The organism is Vibrio sp. 99-8-1, from assembly GCF_013114595.1.
In the GTDB taxonomy this organism is placed as follows: domain Bacteria; phylum Pseudomonadota; class Gammaproteobacteria; order Enterobacterales; family Vibrionaceae; genus Vibrio.
On record NZ_VTXE01000023.1, the window covers coordinates 50,334 to 70,632 of the forward strand.

Consider the following 20,299-nt stretch of genomic DNA (forward strand, 5'->3'; position numbering starts at 1 on the left):
TTACACTCCTAATTTCCAGCCAAGTGTACGCATTACATCCGAAAATACACCTGCTGCGGTGACTTCAGTACCGGCACCATAGCCACGCAATACCAACGGAATTGGTTGATAATATCGGCTATAAAATGCCAATGCATTCTCACCATCTTTAATCTTGTACATAGGATCATTCTCATCAACCGCTGCGATCCTAACTTTACATTTTCCGTTGTCGATTTCACCAACGTAACGCAGTACTTTACCCTCTTCAGCAGCCTGTTTAGATAACGCCAAGAAGTACTCATCTGCTTCAGGCAAACGAGACATAAAGTCTTCGATAGAGCCAGTGTCGTCAAACTTAGGAGGAAGCGCTTGCTCTACTTCAACATCATCAAGTTCTAGCTCTAACCCTGTTTCACGCGCCAGAATCAATAGTTTTCTTGCCACATCCATACCAGACAGATCATCTCTCGGATCGGGTTCGGTAAAACCATTATCTTTGGCAATATTCGTTGCCTGACTTAGCGTCATACCTTCATCCAACTTACCGAAGATGTAAGAGAGTGAGCCAGAAAGAATACCGTTAAATTTCTCCAGCTCATCACCGGCTGAAATAAGGTTTTGTAAGTTCTCGATAACCGGCAGCCCTGCCCCAACCGTTGTTTCATACATCAACTTACGGCGTGAACTCTGCGCAACTTTACGCAACTGGTGGTAGTAGGCCATGCTTGCTGTATTGGCCTTTTTATTTGGCGTAACAACATGGAATCCAGCACCTAGGAAATCGGTATACTGCTCTGCGATCTCTTCACTAGAAGTACAATCGACAAGGACAGGGTTAATAATATGGTTACGCTGAACCATGGCGATCAACTTAGCTAGGCTGAAATCTTCACTTACATTGCCCATTCTGTCACGCCAGTTATCGAGCGGTAATCCTTTGCTGTCTGTTAACATCCCTTTGCTATTGGCTAGACCACAAACACGAAGCACGATGCCTTTTTCTGCTAGTTTCGCTTGTTGACGTTGAACTTGATCCACCAGTTCGCCACCAACTCCGCCCACGCCAACAACAAATAGGTCAAGGAAGTGTTTAGAGTTAAATAGATTTTCGTGACACGCTTTCACCGCCTCAGACACTCTATCTTCTGGAATAACGGCTGAAATAGCACGTTCAGAAGAGCCTTGAGCAATGGCAACAATATTGACATTCACTTCTGCCAATGAAGAGAAGAAACGTGACGCAACACCGCGAGAGGTGCGCATACCATCACCAACTAAAGTGACAATGGAGACATCGTCAATGAACTCAACCGGTTCAAGTAGGCCATCTTTCAGTTCAAGTTCAAAAGCATCTCGAAGAACTTGCTCTGCTTTTGACTTATCAATAGCTTCGATACAAAAACTGATGCTGTACTCTGATGATGATTGGGTAATCAACACAATGGATACACCGGCGGACGACATAGCGCCAAATACTCGGCTTGCCATTCCAACCATGCCTTTCATACCTGGTCCAGATACGTTCACCATCGTAAGTTTACTTAATGTGGTGATACCTTTGATTTCGAGGTTATCTTCACCGGTATCTTGACCAATTAATGTTCCAGCACCTTGAGGGTTAAAGCTGTTTTTAATCAGACAAGGAATATGGAATTGAGCAATTGGAGCAATCGTCTTAGGGTGCAGAACGGACGCACCAAAATAGGAAAGCTCCATCGCTTCCTGATAACTTAGGGATTTCAATAAACGAGCATCATCAACAAGTCTTGGGTCGCAGTTATATACGCCATCAACGTCCGTCCAGATCTCACAGTAATCAGCTCTCAAACAAGCGGCTAGCACTGCGGCAGAATAGTCTGAACCATTGCGGCCTAAAGTAACCAATTCCCCTTGGTCATTACCCGCCGTAAAACCGGGCATAATATTAACGTGACCCGCTGGTAGAGGATCTTTTTTAAAGTTCAGCGTAGAGGCGTCAACATCAACCATCGCTTCTAGATGGTCACCTGAGGCCACTAAGTATTTAACAGGGTCTATCAGGCTGGCTGGTTGTCCTTTAGCTTGTAGAACCGCCTGCATCAACTTAATAGAGATCCGTTCACCTTTACTGATGATTCTTGCATTCGCATTGTTTGGGCACATACCAAGCAGCGCAATACCATGTACAAATTGACGAAGCTGTGTCATTGAAACATTGACTTGCTCATCAAACGATACGTTATCAACATTTGGCAGCACAGCTTTAATCTCAGCGAACAGCTGGGCAAAAGAGAGTTCTAACTCAGCAATTTGTAGATCCGCATCCCCATTTCTTAATGCTCCTTCAATTACGGCAACCAATTTATTGGTTGTTTTGCCTGGTGCTGAAAGCACCACCGCAACTTCTTCCTGTTGAGCATTATTAGCAATAATATCTGCCGCTCGTAAAAAACGGTCCGCATCTGCTAATGATGAACCTCCAAACTTGAGTACTCGCATCTCTACCTCCGGTGTAGTTTTAATCTATATAAAAAAAGGCCTGTATCTTCGTGGGATACAGGCCTTTTTTTGAATTTTTTCTCGTTCAGCAGCCTGCCCCAACATTGGTCATGTTGGTAATAATAATGGTGGTCATCATCATGTGGCTGTGTACTGTTGTCATTTTATTAATCTATATTTTGCATTTTGTGTTTGCTAGACCATACGTTTACCGATTTTCACTTACATAGTCAATTGAAAGTTCAATTTTTTTTCGCTCAAGATCTAAAAAAACAATATTTCTCTCTTTTGCGATCATTCGACTAACACACTGTTTTTAAATCTAAAAGCCCCCAAAAAGGCCACTCAACAAGCAAAAACGACAAATAATTGAGAACATTAAAGGATCTTATTGTCAAATTTTGTGTTTTAATTAATAAATCGGCATAGGAAATCCATTGGATAACAGAGCCTAATTTCATTAAGTTACACATATCACTTACTAAGGAGAACGCTATGAGAATATTCTTGTTTATCGCTCTTCTTATGTCTATTTCAAGTGCGATGGCCAATGGATTACCTGACCTATCCCCTAATAACGCAAATTCTCCGCATAAGCTATTTATCTCTAGCCAAAATAAAACCTCTAATGAGTTTGATACATGGAAGATAGATAGCGGATACTCTTACTCCATTTTTGACTCGATTGATGTTTATGTGGGGGCAAGGGTAGATAACGCGTCGGAACAGTATAGTGAACGAGGCTTTCTTAGTGGAGTGAGTTACAGTTTAGGTGAAAAATTCTCGTTAAAAAGCACCTTACACACCAACCAAGAAGTTCTCAGTAATGGCCAGCAGACTCAATCTGTCGGTGCTGAAGTGAGTAGCCGAGTACAGCTGTCTGACAATATAGATTTGCATGCCACCCTTGATTATCAAGAGTGGCAGCAAGGTATTGAGTTTGGGTTGGGCTTTCGCTTCTAACTCATACCATTTACAGTTCTAACGCTTTGCTCGATAACAGAGTACCGTTCCAATCAGCGTAAATATAATCTCCGGGATGTACCATCTGTCTGCTTATGGTTAAGCATACGTCGATTTCTCCAGCACCTTTCTTCTCTGTTTTAAATGGGCAAGCAGCTAATGCTTTAACCCCTAAGTCCATTTCAGAAAGTGCCGCTACATCACGCACCGCACCATTGACAATAATGCCTTCCCAGCCATTTTCAATTGCAAGGATCGCCAATTGATCGCCTAATAGTGCTTTTTGACAGGACCCATTCCCGTCAACAAATAGAACTTTACCTTTTCCGTCTTGTGCCAGAACTTCTCTCACTTTAGAGTTATCATGGAAACAACGTACTGTGACAATCTCACCCCAAAAAGCGTATCGTAATCCGAAGCTTTGTAGTGGAAGATCCAACAGTGTTACTTGATCTTCATATTGGTCACAGATATCTGGAAGTATATCGTTCATTTTTCCTCCTTGATTGCTCGCCATCATTTAAATACAAAAATAGACAGCGAATGATTTTAATTCTGTTTCTTCAAAATGGATGAAGACAGTTTTAACAGAGACAAATCCTATTCTCTCAGCTAAAAATTGAAATCGTACAGGGCATTTTTTGCGCAGGCTTTATTGAGGCTAATAACTCTTTTTAGTCGGTATTTTGTTCACTCAACTGCTTTTTTCGCCGCCAACTGTACAACAAATTTTAATTTTCATCCCGATAAAATAGCAAAAAAACGTCGAATGACATATCTGCCATTACTGATTTATCTTAACTTTATAGCCATTCTGTTCGCATACAGATTCAGTTAACATTGTGAAAAATCGTCAAAAACATCAAGATAAGCTACTGTTTATTCAATGAAAATAGTCGTAAGATCATAGCGTCGACTAGAAGAGTAATACTCTCGTTTTTTGATAGATGACTTAATTACTATCTAAATATGTAATATTTTGTCACTTGATGTAAATCAACAAAGTGAAAAGAATTAACAAACTGTTATTGTTGCAATACCGTTAAGATAATAAAATCCAACGCATTAATGGCAAATTTGTAAAGAGACTAAGCAGGAGCCATATTGTCTCTCTACTAGGTAAAATCCATGGAAGGCGTACCTAATTTTAAGTGTTAATCAATGTTTTTTGTTACTTATCATCGCAAACACTTTACCCATATGTTATTTTTTGCCTAGAATTCTTTTAATATTTACAATTTAGTAACAATTTAGGTGCTGCCAATGCAAACCCCGCAGATTCTCATTGTTGAAGATGAGCAAGTAACCCGCAATACGCTGAAAAGTATTTTTGAGGCTGAAGGTTACAACGTATTTGAAGCGAGCGACGGTGAAGAGATGCACAATGTGCTTTCTGACCATCAGGTAAACTTAGTTATCATGGATATCAACCTTCCTGGTAAAAATGGCCTGCTGCTTGCCCGTGAACTTAGAGAGCAAGCCAATGTCGCTCTTATGTTCTTAACTGGTCGTGATAACGAAGTAGATAAAATTCTAGGATTAGAAATTGGTGCAGATGATTACATCACTAAACCTTTTAATCCTCGTGAGTTAACTATTCGTGCTCGTAACCTATTAACTCGCTCTATGACAGGTAGCGCATTACCTGAAGAGAAAAGAAGCGTTGAAAAGTATGAATTTAACGGTTGGATATTAGATATCAATAGCCGTTCTTTGGTTAGTCCACTTGGAGAAGGGTATAAACTACCTCGTTCTGAGTTCCGTGCTCTTCTACACTTTTGTGAAAACCCAGGTAAGATACAAACTCGTGCCGATCTTCTGAAAAAGATGACAGGCCGAGAGTTGAAACCGCATGACCGTACTGTTGATGTTACTATCCGTCGTATTCGTAAGCACTTCGAATCCATTACAGACACACCAGAGATCATCGCAACTATTCATGGTGAAGGCTACCGCTTCTGTGGAGACCTTGAAGATTAATCTTCATCACTATTAAAAATAAAAGCTCCTTCTAGGAGCTTTTATTTTATCTCGCGTTTCTCTTAATAACGTTAATCTCTGCTATTTAACCATGTTTTTAGTACTTCGATATCGTGTTGATACTCGTTCTTAATCTCTTCAACCCAGTCTTCAATATTTTCCCACCATGCAGGCATTTGTGGTGACTGCGCTTTTTGAGCGACCCGCTGAATATGCTGTAATCCAATCGACCCTGCGGCACCTTTAATTTTATGCGCTTCAGAAACAATACCATCTTGATCTTTAGCGATCATATTTGAGTCCAGAATATCAATATAACCTGGCATCATATCTTCAAACATCTGAATACTATCTAACACAGGTTTCGATCCCACAATATCGACATAAGACTCAAGCATTTCTAAGTCCAATATTGTTGAAGTGATATCGACACTTACCGGAGCTTGTGACTCAACCACCGCTTTTACAGGCTCAGTTTCCTTGCTGCCAAGACAATGTTTTTCTATCACTTGTTGAATCGCTTTTACAGACAATGGCTTACTCAGCGCATCATCCATTCCTTTCTGAATATAGTCCTTTTTATCCTTCATGACGTTCGCCGTTAACGCCACCAATGGTGGAATATGGCTATACTGTTTTCTATAAAACGAAGCGATATCAAACCCTGTCATATCAGGCAATTGAATATCCAATAATACAAGATCAAAGTTGTTAGGATCGAAAGCAGCGATCGCTTCTTCACCATTCATGGCGATTTCTACGCTGTGACCTAAGCTTTCAAGCAATGAGCGAGCAACCGTCACGTTTAATTCAATATCTTCCACCATAAAGATACGCTGACTCTGCTGCTGTTTAGGTCGTTTTTTCACTTCGTCTACTGAAGCATCACTAACAGGAACACGAATATTGACGGTAAATACGCTGCCAAAGCCCTCTTCGCTGCTGACAGAAATATCTCCCCCCATCATCTTAATCAGCTGTTTAGATACCGCTAGCCCAATTCCTGTGCCCACTGCATGAAGATTATCTTTGCCTGATTTAACCTGATAATACATAGCAAAAATCTTATCTAACTCATCTTCTGGGATACCAATGCCGGTGTCTTCTACTTCAAAGGTAATATCAGCCATGCCGTAAGCGACTTCAGCACTGACACTCATTATGACACTGCCCTCTTTAGTAAACTTGCTGGCATTGCCGATTAAGTTCCACAACACCTGTCGTAAGCGTGTTTCATCCACTTCGATTTGACTAGGGAAATCCGTCAGTCTTTCAAGGTCAAACTTAAGCCCTTTTTGCTGGGCCATTAGTCCTGAAATACTTTCTACTTCTAATATAAAGTCCTCAAAGTGAATCGCTTTAGGCAACAGCTCTAACTTACGTCGATCAAACTTATCCATATCAATAATATCGTTGAAGATATTGCCAAGGGTAATAGCGCTTACATTGATCGTTTGAAGCTGTTGACGTTGCTCTTCGTCAAGTTTGGTATCCAATAGCATTCGGCTTAAGCCAACAATTCCGTTTAGAGGGGTCCTTAGTTCATGACTAACCGTGGAGACAAAGGTTGTTTTATCTCTGCTGGCCTTCTCTAGTGCGTCTTGATATTTCTTCCGTTCTGTAATGTCACGACCATACCCAACCAATCCTAGATGACGACCATCTTTGCTGTAAAAAGGCACTTTACGCAATTCAAAGTACACTTTTTTACCGTCAGGGTACTCAAGCCACTGCTCGTAAGTTAGTGCTTCATTATTGCTAAACACCTTTTGGTCGGTCTCAACCACCAGTGACGCGACTTCTTCGCTATATACATCCCATGGCGTTAGCCCAACTAAGTCCGCTTCACTTTTACCAGTAAGATCTTCGATGGCTTTATTACAGCCAGAGAACTGACCCTCTTCGTTTCGGTAATAGATTAAATCAGGAGACGCATCAATAAATGAGCGTAATAACGCTGTCCGCTCAGCCAGTTCTAACTGAGTACTCTCTCGTTGGTAAACTTCGTTCTCCAGATCTTTCATCGCTTCTTCACGGGCGTCTTCCGCTTTTTGTCGCTCTTCAATTTCCTGATTTAATTTAATGATGTTCTGTTGAAGTTGGTTGTTCAGCTCCTGATCTCGGTCACGCATATCTTTTAGCTTAGCCACCAGCTTAGATAACCGCTGACGAGACTCTTCTAATTGATCCACCACTACCGATAAAAAATAGACTGCCCATGGCGTAATGAGTAAGCCAAAAAATATGGAACGAAGAATGTCGATATCATCCACGATTCCTTTAAGACCTAAAGTGATCCCCACCTGAACAAAAACGGCTAAGGCAACAATGGCTAAAGCTAACAATATAGAAAAACGGAGAATGCCAAGCTTTACCAACAGATCGACATAATATTGCGCTAAGCTTTTTATGGGTTTCATTTACTGCTCCATGCATAACAATCGAAGACCATTCTAGTGACCAGAATGAGTATTATAAGTGTTGTACGTCTACCTAATGACGCTAGGGTCTATTGACCTTTCGTATCTATTTTTACAGCAGTTTGCTGATGCTTTATACAAATCAGGTGATAACGCTGTAGAAAGTACCAACAAACGCTGCTCAAGGGTCCATCTGAAAACACCTTGAGCTGTGTTATGAGTCGTTTACATAAAATAACTATGCTGCTCTCCTCATGCTTTGCTCAAACCGCTATCAGATTGAACAAAATTTGTACTCGAAAGATCAACAGATCCTCAGTAATACATTCACAGCCAGCATAGCATTACTGGTTGAAATATTGTGTTTGATTACGCCCCTGCTTCTTGGCCAAATAGAGCGCATCATCTGCTTGCGACAGAATGATATCGGAAGAAGCATTAAATGGGGGCACTAACGACGCTACCCCAATACTAACTGTCAATAAGTCGCTGACTCCTGAGAAGCTATGCGGTAATTGTAAGTCTTTCACCGCTTTATGTATGTTGCTAGCGATGATTTGCGCTCCTTGGTAATCGGTATTTGGCAAAATAAAAGCAAACTCTTCCCCCCCATAACGAGCTACGCAATCTGATGCGCGAGTGAGAATGTTGTTGAATGCTGTCGCCACAGCCACCAATGCCTGATCACCTTTTAGATGACCATAATTGTCATTATAATCTTTGAAAAAGTCGAGATCACAAAGAATAACCGTTAAGGCATTTTTCTGCCTACGATGTAAGCTCCATACAGTATTAAGCTGCTCGTCAAACCGTCGTCTATTAGCGACCTGTGTTAAGCCATCTAAAAAACTCAATTTCGCTAACTCTTGATTCATCTCTTCCAACTGCTGCTTAGCTAAGTAACGCTCTGTTACATCTCTAGCAAGTAGCAGAACACCCTTGATACCTGTGGATGGATCTTTATAAGGCGATTTCACCACATCGTACCATTTCGGCTGGCCATTCTTGTCGAGTATCTCGTCCACATAACGCAAGGTTTCACCACGCTCTAAAACCAAGTTATCCGTTTCAACAAAGCGTTTTTTTAGGTGGTTTGGTAAAACCGTCTCAATTTTCTTGCCAATTAACTGCTCAGGGGTGAACTCGATATCTAACGAATCTACATAAGCTTGATTACATGCATCATAAACTCGATTTTCATTAAACAGGGCAATGACATCGGGAGATGAAGCGAGTATCGACTGCAGAATAGTATCGCGCTGCGCCAAGGCAATTTCCGTTCCTTTACGCTTCTCCATTTCATCGCGCAAATCCTGCTGCATCTTAAACCAGTCAGTCACATCATGACTGATATTCAGTAACCCCAATATATCGCCTTCACTGGATAACAGAGAGGTTTGTGAGGTTTCTAATAAGCAGCTCCTGCCTTGCGGATCCGTTGTCCATCGTCGCTGACTTCTACGACCTTGCATAACACCATCAATAATACTGTCGCTCTCTTCCTCTCGGCCTGACCAAAAGTTGTTGAACGATTTGTTACTATCCAGCAAGTTGCCATCATTGTCTTGGATGTAAATAAGTTCAGAGAGAGAATCCAGCGCACTACGCGCAACTTTTAGTGAGGTTCTCACTTGTTCTCTATCAAGTTGTGCCTCTACATGCTTAACCACATACAACAACCAAACCGATCGGTTTCTATAACGTATTTTTCTACCTGTAATCTCAATTCTAAATGTTTGAAACTCAGAGGTTGACCAAGTTAGAAGATAATCTTTGAACTTCCAACTGGATATTTGACAAAGAAATGCATGAACGTCTTGTTGAGCAATGGTTGAGGGCAGTATGAATTTTTTACCCACCAAGCGAATACCGAGCAAGCGCATGGCTGGGGGATTAACCAATAAAAAGTCACCGTTTTTGACGTCGATGGCTAAGGTTGCTAACGGTGTATCTAATACCAGATCATCCAGCTTACTTTTGTAGCTGTGTCTTATTGCAATAACACTAAATAGAGCAATGATAATAACGAGAAGCTCTACCCCAACCAAAGATAACCATTCTAACAACGGGTAAAGCAGGCTATCGATCATGATGTTTTACTCGCTATAAGCAATTAGGATGTTAGCTAATAGTATGATTCTATGGTTAAGTTGGCTATCTAATATGTTCTATTCCTTGAATTGAACCAGAGTCGAACACACCTTATTTAGTTAACGGTAGGCTTTGGTTATCCTTCACTATAGCGTGACAATACGTTCAAATCGCCAGCTTACTCAAACACCATTACCTTGTTGTTAATTAAGCAGTTAGACGTTAGCTGGGTTTAGTATAAATAAAAGGATCACCAATTAAGGAGCCTTGCGCTCCCTCTTTATCTAATGCTCTGCCTATCTCAGTCATTGCCAGCCAACGATTTTCACACCAGAGGGGCGATAATAAAGTCGGCCTACGAGCAGCAGCAGACACTCGGTGGTAGATCACGTTGGCAGGGGTCATACGAATTAGCTCACTGGCGACGCTGACATAATCATCCAGCTCCGGAGCATCCAATTTACCCGCCCGCCAAGCTTTGGCCATTGTGCTTCCTTCTACTATATGTAACGCATGGAGCTTAATCCCATCCGTGCCCACTTCCAGAACCTTGTTCATCGTCTCAAGGTAATCAGAACGTTGCTCTTTAGGCAGCCCGACAATTAAATGCGTACACACCTTTATTCCTAACGCTCTGGCCTTTTTCGTTATCTCAGCGTAGCACTCGAAGTCATGTCCACGATTAATTCTCTTTAAGGTCTCATTGTTGGCAGTTTGCAAACCCAGCTCTAACCAGATCTCATACCCTTGTTGAACATAATCCGACAATAGGTCTAATACAGCTTGAGGGACACAATCAGGACGCGTACCAACACATAACCCCACCATATCAGCCGATTTAAGTGCTTCTTCGTACATGCTTTTTAATGTTTGCACTTCAGCATAAGTACTGGTGTAAGCTTGGAAATAAGCTAGGTATCGTTTTGCTCTGTGAATTTCTCCTGCTCTATCTGTTAGCTGTTTAACAATACTCTGCTTTTGCGTCTGCTCATCTGAAAATGAAGCAACGTTGCAAAATGTACATCCACCTCGCCCAATCGTTCCGTCTCTATTCGGGCAACTAAAACCGCCGTGCAAGGTTAGCTTATGGACTTTTTCACCATAACGACGCTGTAAATCCTGTCCCAACGTATTGACCAACTCGTGTAACTGCATATAAAACTAGTACCAATGTGCGAATGAAAATTAATTACATCTATGAAACATAATGTCGGCCGATTATACGGGGATAGTGCCATATCAACACTATTAAAAATCAATAAAAATGTAGTAAAAAGGCTTCTAATAGACCAATAACTGCATTTATATTTAGTTGTTATTCATAACCTTAATAAAAAAATGTAACTCCCTTAAACTTTTTATTGGAATTAAGCTACACAAAATTGTACGATACCTGAACGTCCGCATTTTATATCCGCAATAATGGATAGGATAAAAATGTGGAATAATTTGTGACAATCCGCCCCCACCTACACAAACCACTAGATTGTGGTAGAAAAACAACGGATTTCACTAAGGATTTGTTTTCTTCACATAAAAATTTCCTGTGAAGAACGGAAGGGAATCAAACTCATCACACATGATGAGTGATGGATTAACAACTATAAAAAAGACAGGAAACAAGTGCCTAGGGCATATTGCGCCTGAAATTTAATTGGAAGGATGTATCTATGGTAGATAGAGAGCAGAAGACACAAGGTCTTTATACTCCGGAGTTGGAGCATGACGCTTGTGGTATCGGTTTTGTTGCTCACCTAAAAAACCGTAAGTCTCACGATGTTGTGACTCAAGCGCTGGATATGCTAGCCCGAATGGAACACCGTGGCGGTCAAGGCTGTGATCCATGCAGCGGTGACGGCGCTGGTATTTTATTGCAAAAACCTCATGAGTTTCTGTTAGAAGAGACGGTGAAACTTGGTATCAAAATACCTTCATTTGAAAAGTATGGCGTTGGTGTTGTTCTTTTCCCTAAAAATGAACATAAACGTCAACAGTGTCGTGATATCTTAGAGCGTAATGCTCGCCGTTTAGACCTTGAAATCATAGGCTATCGCGTTCTACCAACTGACAACAGCATGATAGGCGATGACCCTCTCAGCACTGAACCTCAATTTGAACATGTGTTTGTTTCAGGTGGCCCAGGTACAACACCTGATGAGCTAGAACGAAAACTGTATGTACTGCGTAATTATACCGTTCGCGTTTGTTTAGAAAGCGTCTCCAATATTGGTGATGATTTTTACATCAACTCAATGTCTTATAAAACGCTGGTATACAAAGGTCAGCTAACGACCGAGCAAGTACCTCAATATTTCTTGGATTTGCAAAATCCATCCATGGTAACGGCTCTAGCACTGGTTCACTCACGCTTCTCTACCAATACATTCCCGAAATGGCGTTTAGCACAACCATTCCGTTATATTGCGCACAACGGTGAAATCAATACCGTTCGAGGTAACTTAAACTGGATGAAGGCTCGTGAAGCCATTCTTGATTCCGATCTGTTTACCCAAGCAGAAATCGACATGTTGCTTCCTATTTGTCAGGAAGGCAGCTCGGATTCATCCAACTTTGATATGGCGTTAGAGCTTCTTGTTCTTTCTGGCCGTACTCTGCCACACGCTCTTATGATGATGATCCCTGAAGCGTGGCAAGAGAACAAAAACATGGATCCAGATAGAAGAGCCTTCTATCAGTATCACGCTAACGTTATGGAACCATGGGATGGCCCTGCATCAGTCTGCTTTACCGACGGTGTTCAAGTAGGGGCAACCCTAGACCGAAACGGTCTTCGTCCATCTCGCTATACCGTAACCAAAGACGATTTCCTCGTTATGGCTTCTGAGTCAGGTGTTGTTGAAATAGCGCCTGAAAACGTTGAGCTTCATGGTCGTCTTCAACCGGGACGTATTTTCGTTGCGGATCTCGAAGAAGGTCGCATCATTTCTGATGAAGAAGTGAAAGACAGCATAGCTAATGCTCAACCTTATAAGCAGTGGGTAAAAGAGAACCTACTAAGCCTAAACAAACTACCAGAAGCAGACAATATGCACCACCAACCGTCTGCGGAACGTCTTCTTCATAACCAGCAAGCGTTTGGTATTACTAGTGAAGAAGTCAATGAAATCATTGTGCCTATGGCAAAAGATGCCAAAGAACCATTAGGTGCAATGGGTGCTGACTGGCCACTCGCGGTTCTGTCACATCAGTCACAACATTTATCTAACTACTTTAAACAGCTTTTTGCTCAGGTAACTAACCCACCCATCGATCCTATTCGTGAACGCATGGTGATGTCGTTAAATACCTACCTAGGTAAGGATCAAAACTTACTGGCTGAATCACCAGAGCACTGTCAAAAAGTAGAGCTAGAGTCACCTGTTTTATCTAACTCTGAGCTAGAAAAACTTCGTGCTATCGATAATGAGCATCTACAAGCAAAAACATTGGATATCGTATTCCGAGCCAGTGAAGAGGATGGCAAATTAGAGCGTGCTCTTAAGCGTATTTGCCAATACGCAGAAGATGCCGTGGTAGATGGTTACTCAATTATTCTACTGACTGACCGTGCGGTAAACTCAAACCACGCAGCAATACCAGCAATGCTGGCAGTAGGTGCGGTTCACCACCATTTAATTCGTAAAGGCTTACGTGCTAAATGTGACATCGTTATCGAAACAGGTGACGCACGCGAAACCCATCATTTCGCCACTTTAGTAGGATATGGGGCCAATGCGGTTAACCCATACTTAGTTATGGAAACCATCGTTGATCTTCAGAAGAAGAGAAAACTGGATCCTGAAATACCATCTGAAACGCTATTTAATAACTATCGTAATGGTGTCAATGGCGGTCTACTGAAGATTTTCTCTAAAATGGGTATCTCAACACTGCAGTCCTACCATGGTGCGCAAATTTTTGAAGCACTAGGTATTAGCAAATCTGTAGTAGACAAATACTTTACAGGCACCGTAACACGTATTCAGGGCCTAACGATTGATGATATAGCCAAAGAAGTCTTGGTTCGTCACCGTCTTGGTTACCCGACTCGTGAGATTCCAATTCAAATGTTGGATGTTGGTGGTGTTTACCAGTGGAAACAGCGTGGTGAAAAACACCTGTTCAACCCTGAAACCATTTCGTTGTTGCAACAATCGACACGAAATAAAGATTTTGCTCAATTCAAAGAGTACGCAAGTACTGTTGATGCGCAAGGGGATGATGCTGCAACGCTGCGTAGCCAACTGGCTTTCATCAAGAATCCTGCAGGCGCAGTACCTTTGTCAGAAGTTGAGCCTATTGAAAGCATCCTGAAACGCTTTGCAACTGGCGCAATGAGCTTTGGTTCTATCTCTTATGAAGCGCACTCAACGCTAGCGGTAGCAATGAACCGTATTGGTGCAAAATCAAACTCGGGTGAAGGGGGTGAAGATCCTAGTCGCTTTGAGAAAAAAGCCAATGGTGACTGGGAACGTTCAGCAATTAAGCAGGTTGCATCGGGGCGTTTTGGGGTGACTTCCTACTACCTAACCAATTCCGATGAAGTACAGATCAAGATGGCTCAGGGAGCGAAACCGGGTGAAGGTGGACAGCTTCCAGGAGACAAAGTTGATGACTGGATTGGTGCCACACGTCACTCTACTCCGGGCGTCGGGTTGATCTCGCCACCTCCACACCATGACATATATTCAATCGAAGATTTAGCTCAGCTAATCTACGATTTAAAAAATGCCAACCGTACCGGTCGTGTAAACGTTAAGCTGGTTTCAGAAGCAGGCGTAGGTACGATTGCATCCGGTGTAGCCAAAGCAAAGGCCGACGTAGTGCTTATTGCAGGTTTCGACGGAGGTACAGGTGCATCACCAATTTCATCCATTCGTCACACGGGTCTACCATGGGAACTAGGTTTAGCAGAGACACACCAAACACTGCTTAAAAATGGCTTACGTAACCGTATTGTAGTTCAGTCTGATGGACAGATGAAAACACCTCGCGACCTTGCTGTAGCAACGCTACTTGGCGCGGAAGAGTGGGGAGTTGCTACCGCAGCATTGGTTGTTGAAGGTTGTATCATGATGCGTAAGTGTCATAAAAACACCTGCCCTGTGGGTATCGCAACACAAAACAAATCTCTACGTGAACGCTTTGATGGTCGCGTAGAAGACGTGGTGACTTTCTTCCAGTATATGGCAGAAGGCCTGCGTGAAATCATGGCAGAGCTCGGTTTCCGTACCATTGAAGAGATGGTTGGTCAGTCTCAAAAACTGAAAGTTCGTGATGATATTAAACACTGGAAATATAAGAACCTTGACCTATCTCCAGTGCTTCATATTGAGCCAGCTCGTGAATCTGACGGCGTATTTAGCCAAATTAAACAGAATCACTTACTTGAAGCAGTACTGGATAGAAAGCTGATCGAAATAGCAAGACCTGCTATCGAACAAGCTGAGCCAGTAACAGCGGAACTGCCTATCATCAATACCGATCGTTCAACAGGCACAATGTTGTCTAATGAAATATCAAAAGTATTTAAAGACAAAGGGCTACCTAGCCCAATGAATGTCAAGTTCACCGGTTCTGCAGGTCAATCATTCGGTGCATTCCTTGCTAAGGGTGTGAAGTTTGAAGTAGAAGGTAACGCCAACGATTATTGGGGTAAAGGCTTGTCCGGAGGAACCCTGGTTCTCTATCCGAATACAGCATCATCCATCGTTGCGGAAAACAATATTGTTGTAGGTAATGTCTGTTTCTATGGTGCAACATCTGGTGAGTCTTATATTCGAGGTCTTGCTGGTGAACGTTTCTGTGTTCGTAACTCGGGAGCAAAAGTGGTTGTTGAAGGTGTTGGAGACCACGGTTGTGAATATATGACCGGAGGCATCGCCGTCATTCTTGGCTCTACAGGACGTAACTTCGCCGCTGGTATGAGTGGTGGTACTGCGTATGTATGGGACAAGGAAGGGGACTTTGAAACTAAGTTAAACCCTGAACTGGTTGACCTAGACCCAATAGAAAGCGAAGACAAAGCGCTTATTCAACAGATGCTAACTAAGCATATTGAGTTCACCGGAAGTACAGTAGCAAAAGCATTCCTAGCTGACTTTGACGCCAACCTAGCGCAGTTAGTGAAAGTAATGCCACGAGACTATAAAGCGGTGCTAAATAAGCGTAAAGCGCAAGCAGAACACACGGAAGAGTTGGAGGCAGTATAATGGGTAAGCCTACTGGATTTATGGAGCATGGTCGTGAACTACCTAAAAAGGTAGATCCAAGTGTTCGTATTCAGGACAACAAAGAGTTTGTCCTCAACAAAGAGTTTGGTGAAAAGATCAATCAGCAAGCTTCACGTTGTATGGATTGTGGCGTACCGTTTTGTCATAACGGCTGCCCTATTGGCAATATCATTCCTGAATTTAATGATGCTGTTTATCGCGACAGCTGGCAGGAAGCGTGGAATATTTTAAGCAGTACAAATAACTTTCCTGAGTTTACTGGGCGAGTATGCCCTGCTCCATGTGAGTCATCATGTGTACTTGGTATCAACCAAGATCCGATTACTATCTGCAACATTGAAAAAACCATTGTTGAAACCGCATATAGAGAAGGTTACGCCAAACCGAAGAAACCGCGCATTCGTACTGGCAAAACCATCGCTATTATCGGTTCAGGCCCATCAGGGCTGGCTGCTGCTGAACAATTAAATAGCGCTGGTCACTGTGTCACTGTCTATGAACGTGATGAAAAAGTCGGTGGTCTATTACGCTTTGGTATCCCTGACTTTAAGTTGGGTATGGATATTATTGACCGCAAAGTCAATTTGATGAAGGAAGCGGGTATCGTCTTTGAAACCAACGCTCATATCGGTGTTGATATCAACGCATTACAACTTCGTCAGGAGTTTGATGTCGTACTACTTACTGGTGGTTCTACCGTACCAAGAGATCTCCCTATCACAGGCCGAGAGTTCAAAGGGGTACATTTTGCCATGGAATTTCTTGGTCAAAACAACCGACGTGCCAACGATATGGATCTTAAAACCGAAGAGATTCATGCAAAAGGTAAACATGTGGTTGTTATCGGTGGTGGTGATACTGGCTCTGACTGTGTAGGAACGTCTAACCGTCATGGTGCCGCGAGCATTACTCAGGTAGAGATCATGCCGATGCCACCAGAAAAACGTCCAGCAAATATGCCTTGGCCTCAATATCCTATGATACTGCGTACATCCACTTCCCATGAAGAAGGGTGTGAGCGTCACTGGAATATTCTGACCAAAGAGTTTATCGGAGATGAGCAAGGTAATGTTACCGGACTGCGTTTAGCGGACATTGTTTGGCAAGATGCTAAACCGGGTGAACGACCAGAGTTCAAAGAAGTTGAAGGCAGCGAGCGTGTTATCCCATGTGATTTGGCATTCTTAGCGATGGGCTTCTTACATCCTGAACCTAATGGCATCTTAGCTCAATTAGACATTAAGCTCGATGAGCGCGGTAATGTAGCAACCAACGACTTTGCCACTAACCAAAAAGGCATATTCGCGGCGGGTGATATGCGTACAGGGCAATCTTTGGTGGTTCGCTGTATCAATGAAGGCCGAGAGTCTGCCCGTGCAATTGACGCTTACCTAATGGGTAACAGTAACTTAGAAGCTAAAGCTGATTCGCTTATGCTTTCCAATGCCTAGGGTCTGTTGACCCTAGCTTAACTTTTTAAAGTTTCCTTCCAAACTTTATTTTAGCCAGCATATTTGCTGGCTTTTTTTATATCTCAATGAGCCTCATATGATAACTAGATTGCTATAAGCAAGTAGAGAACTGATATCTCGAACAATTTACCGATTCCTCTAAAACAACTCTATGCTACAATTTAAGCCAATTACGTCACATTAAACTTAAAGAGACTATTTATGAAAATCGGCATTATTGGTGCAATGGAACAAGAAGTGACCATATTAAAGAGTGCTATCTCCAACTGTGAAGTTACCGAAAAAGGCGGATGCTCTTTCTTTTCCGGTCAACTTAATGGCGTAGAAGTCGTCATGCTTCAATCCGGCATCGGCAAAGTGGCTGCCGCCGTTGGTACAACCATTCTAATTGACCAATTTAATCCAGATATGATCATCAATACTGGTTCTGCCGGTGGATTCGACTCCAGCTTAAATTTAGGTGATGTGGTGATCTCTACCGAAGTGCGTTACCACGATGCAGACGTCACCGCATTTGGCTATGAAATGGGGCAAATGGCGAGTCAACCTGCCGCCTTTATTGCCGATAAAAACTTAATCCAAGTGGCAGAAGATGCGTTAGCAAAAATGAAGGATACACATGCCGTACGTGGCCTCATTTGCACAGGCGATACCTTTGTAAACTCCGAAGCTCACAACCAGTTCATTATGAAGCATTTCCCTTCAGTTATTGCGGTAGAGATGGAAGCTGCAGCGATTGCTCAAACATGTCACCAGTTTGGTAAGCCGTTCGTTGTTGTTCGTGCAATATCAGATGTTGCGGATAAAGAATCGCCAATGACATTTGATGAGTTTTTACCACTCGCAGCAAAAAGTTCATCTGAGATGGTGACTAATATGATCGAGCTGCTTAAGTAGCTTATATGCAAGCTGCATTTGAGCATTTTTATAGCAATGGCGCCCTGCTGGTACTGTGGGGTGCATTGCTGTTTCATCTAATTTTGCCCATTCCCGTTTCAGCCCATCCCGCTACCCTGTGGCGGGCTTTTGCCCGAATCCTTGCAGATAAAGTTAATACTCAGACTAGCTACTCGCAAAGTATTATCTCCGGTAGCTTGGCGTGGGCATTAATGGTGCTCCCTGCCTTGGCTGTATTCGTTGCACTACAACCTCTCGTTTGGCAACAGCAACTATTTGAATTGGCACTGCTGTTGTTGGCCATTGACTGGAGAAACAGCGAGAAACTGGCAGGAGAGTTATCAAACGCGTTAATTAAAGAAGATAAGAAACTAGCCAGAAGTTTACTTAAACCTATTTTAAATAGAGAAACCAACTCATTATCACCACTAGGGTTAGGCAAAGCAGGCGCCGAAACAATCATACTAGGATACGGTCGAAACGTGGTTTCAGTGCTATTTTGGTATGGCTTGGCTGGTGGAATTGGCGCCATCATGTATCGGCTAATTCAAGAACTGGCTAGAGCTTGGTCTCCCAGTAACGGGAACTTTCTTCCTTTCGGCTTACCAGCGGTAAGGCTTCTCGCAATATTGGATTTTCTTCCTTTACGACTGTTCTCTTTTTTCATCGCCGTTGGGAAAAATGGCATTCAAACAAGTAAGCAGATGCTATTACAAGGAAAAACTTGGCCCACTCCCGGAGCTGGCTGGCTGCTCGCATCCGTTGGCACTAAACTGGAGCTGTCATTGGGGGGCCCTGCTATTTATCAGGGTAAAAAATCCATTCGTCCAAAAATAGGAGGACGAGTCGCCCCTTCAGCCATTCATTTAGCGCAGCTACAAAAGCTGCTCGTGTGGCGACTGTTTGCTTGGATTCTAATACAAAGTGCTATTATGTTTGCGGTATACCAAGGGTTTTAAACTTGAAATATCTACTCCTTTATCTGTTACTTATCTCGTCCTACTCTGTCCACGCAATTGAACGAATCATTTCTCTCGCGCCCTCTTCCACAGAGCTCATTTATGCGGCGGGATTAGAAAACAAGATCATTGCAGCGAGTGATTTTAGCGACTATCCAGAGGAGGCAAAAAAATTAGAAAGAGTAGCAAGCTTTAACAGCATCAACATAGAACGGATTATCGCATTACAACCTGATTTAATCGTAGCTTGGCGCTCTGGCGGTGCAATTAAAGCTCTAGATAAATTACAGAGTTTGGGCTTTTCAATTTACTATTCCGATACCAATAAGTTAGCCGATATCGCCTTAAGAATTGAAGAGTTAAGTCTTTACGCTGACAATCCTGAGCAAGGTCAACGTAACGCAGACAATTTTCGACAGTCATTAAAAAAACTGCAAGATAAGTATAAAGATTTGCCTCCTATCAACTACTTTTATCAATTAAGCAGCAAGCCAATTTACACTATTGCTCAAAACCATTGGCCTAGCGAAGTGTTTCAGCTATGCGGTGGTCGCAATGTTTTCCAACAAGCTTCAAGCCCGTATCCTCAAGTTGGTTTAGAGCAAGTTTTAGTCAGAAAGCCCGACGTTATTTTCACTTCGGCCCATACCAAACAAAACCCCGAGATGTGGCACAAATGGCGAGCACAAATTCCAGCGGTTGAACATAACTACATCTGGTCTCTAAATGCGGATTGGTTAAACCGTCCTACACCACGCTCATTACATGCCATTGAGGAAGTGTGTAATCGTTTTAGCTATGTAAGAGAGAAAAAAAGCAATTAA

The 20,299-nt window shown here is 42.5% G+C and carries 12 protein-coding genes and 1 other annotated feature; of the genes, 7 read left to right on the forward strand and 5 right to left on the reverse strand.

Annotated features, from left to right (window positions below):
- The gene (thrA, locus tag F0227_RS13880; protein ID WP_171753818.1) at positions 1–2,460 is read right to left on the reverse strand and encodes a bifunctional aspartate kinase/homoserine dehydrogenase I; all 2,460 of its coding nucleotides are present in this window, start codon (positions 2,458–2,460) and stop codon (positions 1–3) included.
- Between the two features lie 29 nt (positions 2,461–2,489).
- Positions 2,490–2,604 (reverse strand) — a sequence feature (Thr leader region).
- A 351-nt stretch (positions 2,605–2,955) separates the two neighbouring features.
- Between thrA and F0227_RS13885 the strand changes: the two genes are divergently transcribed.
- Positions 2,956–3,423, forward strand: coding sequence for a ribonuclease regulator (locus F0227_RS13885; RefSeq protein ID WP_171753819.1), 468 nt, complete (start codon positions 2,956–2,958; stop codon positions 3,421–3,423).
- Positions 3,424–3,433: 10 nt separating this feature from the next.
- On the opposite strand, the gene F0227_RS13890 is transcribed toward F0227_RS13885, so the two are convergent.
- Entirely contained in the window at positions 3,434–3,916 is a 483-nt protein-coding gene (locus F0227_RS13890; RefSeq protein WP_171753820.1) for a putative 4-hydroxy-4-methyl-2-oxoglutarate aldolase, read from the reverse strand.
- Between the two features lie 770 nt (positions 3,917–4,686).
- Between F0227_RS13890 and arcA the strand changes: the two genes are divergently transcribed.
- Entirely contained in the window at positions 4,687–5,403 is a 717-nt protein-coding gene (arcA, locus tag F0227_RS13895) for a two-component system response regulator ArcA (RefSeq protein WP_171753821.1), read from the forward strand.
- Between the two features lie 71 nt (positions 5,404–5,474).
- On the opposite strand, the gene arcB is transcribed toward arcA, so the two are convergent.
- The 3 genes from arcB to F0227_RS13910 form a co-directional block, all read right to left on the reverse strand.
- A complete protein-coding gene (gene arcB, locus F0227_RS13900) occupies positions 5,475–7,823 on the reverse strand; it encodes an aerobic respiration two-component sensor histidine kinase ArcB (protein WP_171753822.1) in 2,349 nt (782 codons plus the stop codon).
- 344 nt (positions 7,824–8,167) lie between these two features.
- Positions 8,168–9,913 (reverse strand): diguanylate cyclase, encoded by a 1,746-nt coding sequence (locus tag F0227_RS13905; RefSeq protein WP_171753823.1) that lies wholly within the window; start codon positions 9,911–9,913, stop codon positions 8,168–8,170.
- 223 nt (positions 9,914–10,136) lie between these two features.
- Positions 10,137–11,069: a TIGR01212 family radical SAM protein gene (locus F0227_RS13910; protein ID WP_171753824.1), complete on the reverse strand. Its 933-nt coding sequence runs from the start codon at positions 11,067–11,069 to the stop codon at positions 10,137–10,139.
- A gap of 515 nt (positions 11,070–11,584) precedes the next feature.
- On the opposite strand from F0227_RS13910, the gene gltB reads away from it, so the two are divergent.
- The 5 genes from gltB to btuF all read left to right on the forward strand — a co-directional run bounded on the left by gltB (position 11,585) and on the right by btuF (position 20,299).
- Entirely contained in the window at positions 11,585–16,126 is a 4,542-nt protein-coding gene (gltB, locus tag F0227_RS13915; RefSeq protein WP_171753825.1) for a glutamate synthase large subunit, read from the forward strand.
- Entirely contained in the window at positions 16,126–17,598 is a 1,473-nt protein-coding gene (locus F0227_RS13920) for a glutamate synthase subunit beta (RefSeq protein ID WP_171753826.1), read from the forward strand. Before gltB ends, F0227_RS13920 begins: the two co-directional genes overlap by 1 nt.
- A 222-nt stretch (positions 17,599–17,820) precedes the next feature.
- The gene (gene mtnN / locus F0227_RS13925) at positions 17,821–18,516 is read left to right on the forward strand and encodes a 5'-methylthioadenosine/S-adenosylhomocysteine nucleosidase (RefSeq protein WP_171753827.1); all 696 of its coding nucleotides are present in this window, start codon (positions 17,821–17,823) and stop codon (positions 18,514–18,516) included.
- Between the two features lie 5 nt (positions 18,517–18,521).
- Positions 18,522–19,475: a cobalamin biosynthesis family protein gene (locus tag F0227_RS13930; RefSeq protein ID WP_171753828.1), complete on the forward strand. Its 954-nt coding sequence runs from the start codon at positions 18,522–18,524 to the stop codon at positions 19,473–19,475.
- Between the two features lie 2 nt (positions 19,476–19,477).
- A complete protein-coding gene (gene btuF, locus F0227_RS13935; RefSeq protein ID WP_171753829.1) occupies positions 19,478–20,299 on the forward strand; it encodes a vitamin B12 ABC transporter substrate-binding protein BtuF in 822 nt (273 codons plus the stop codon).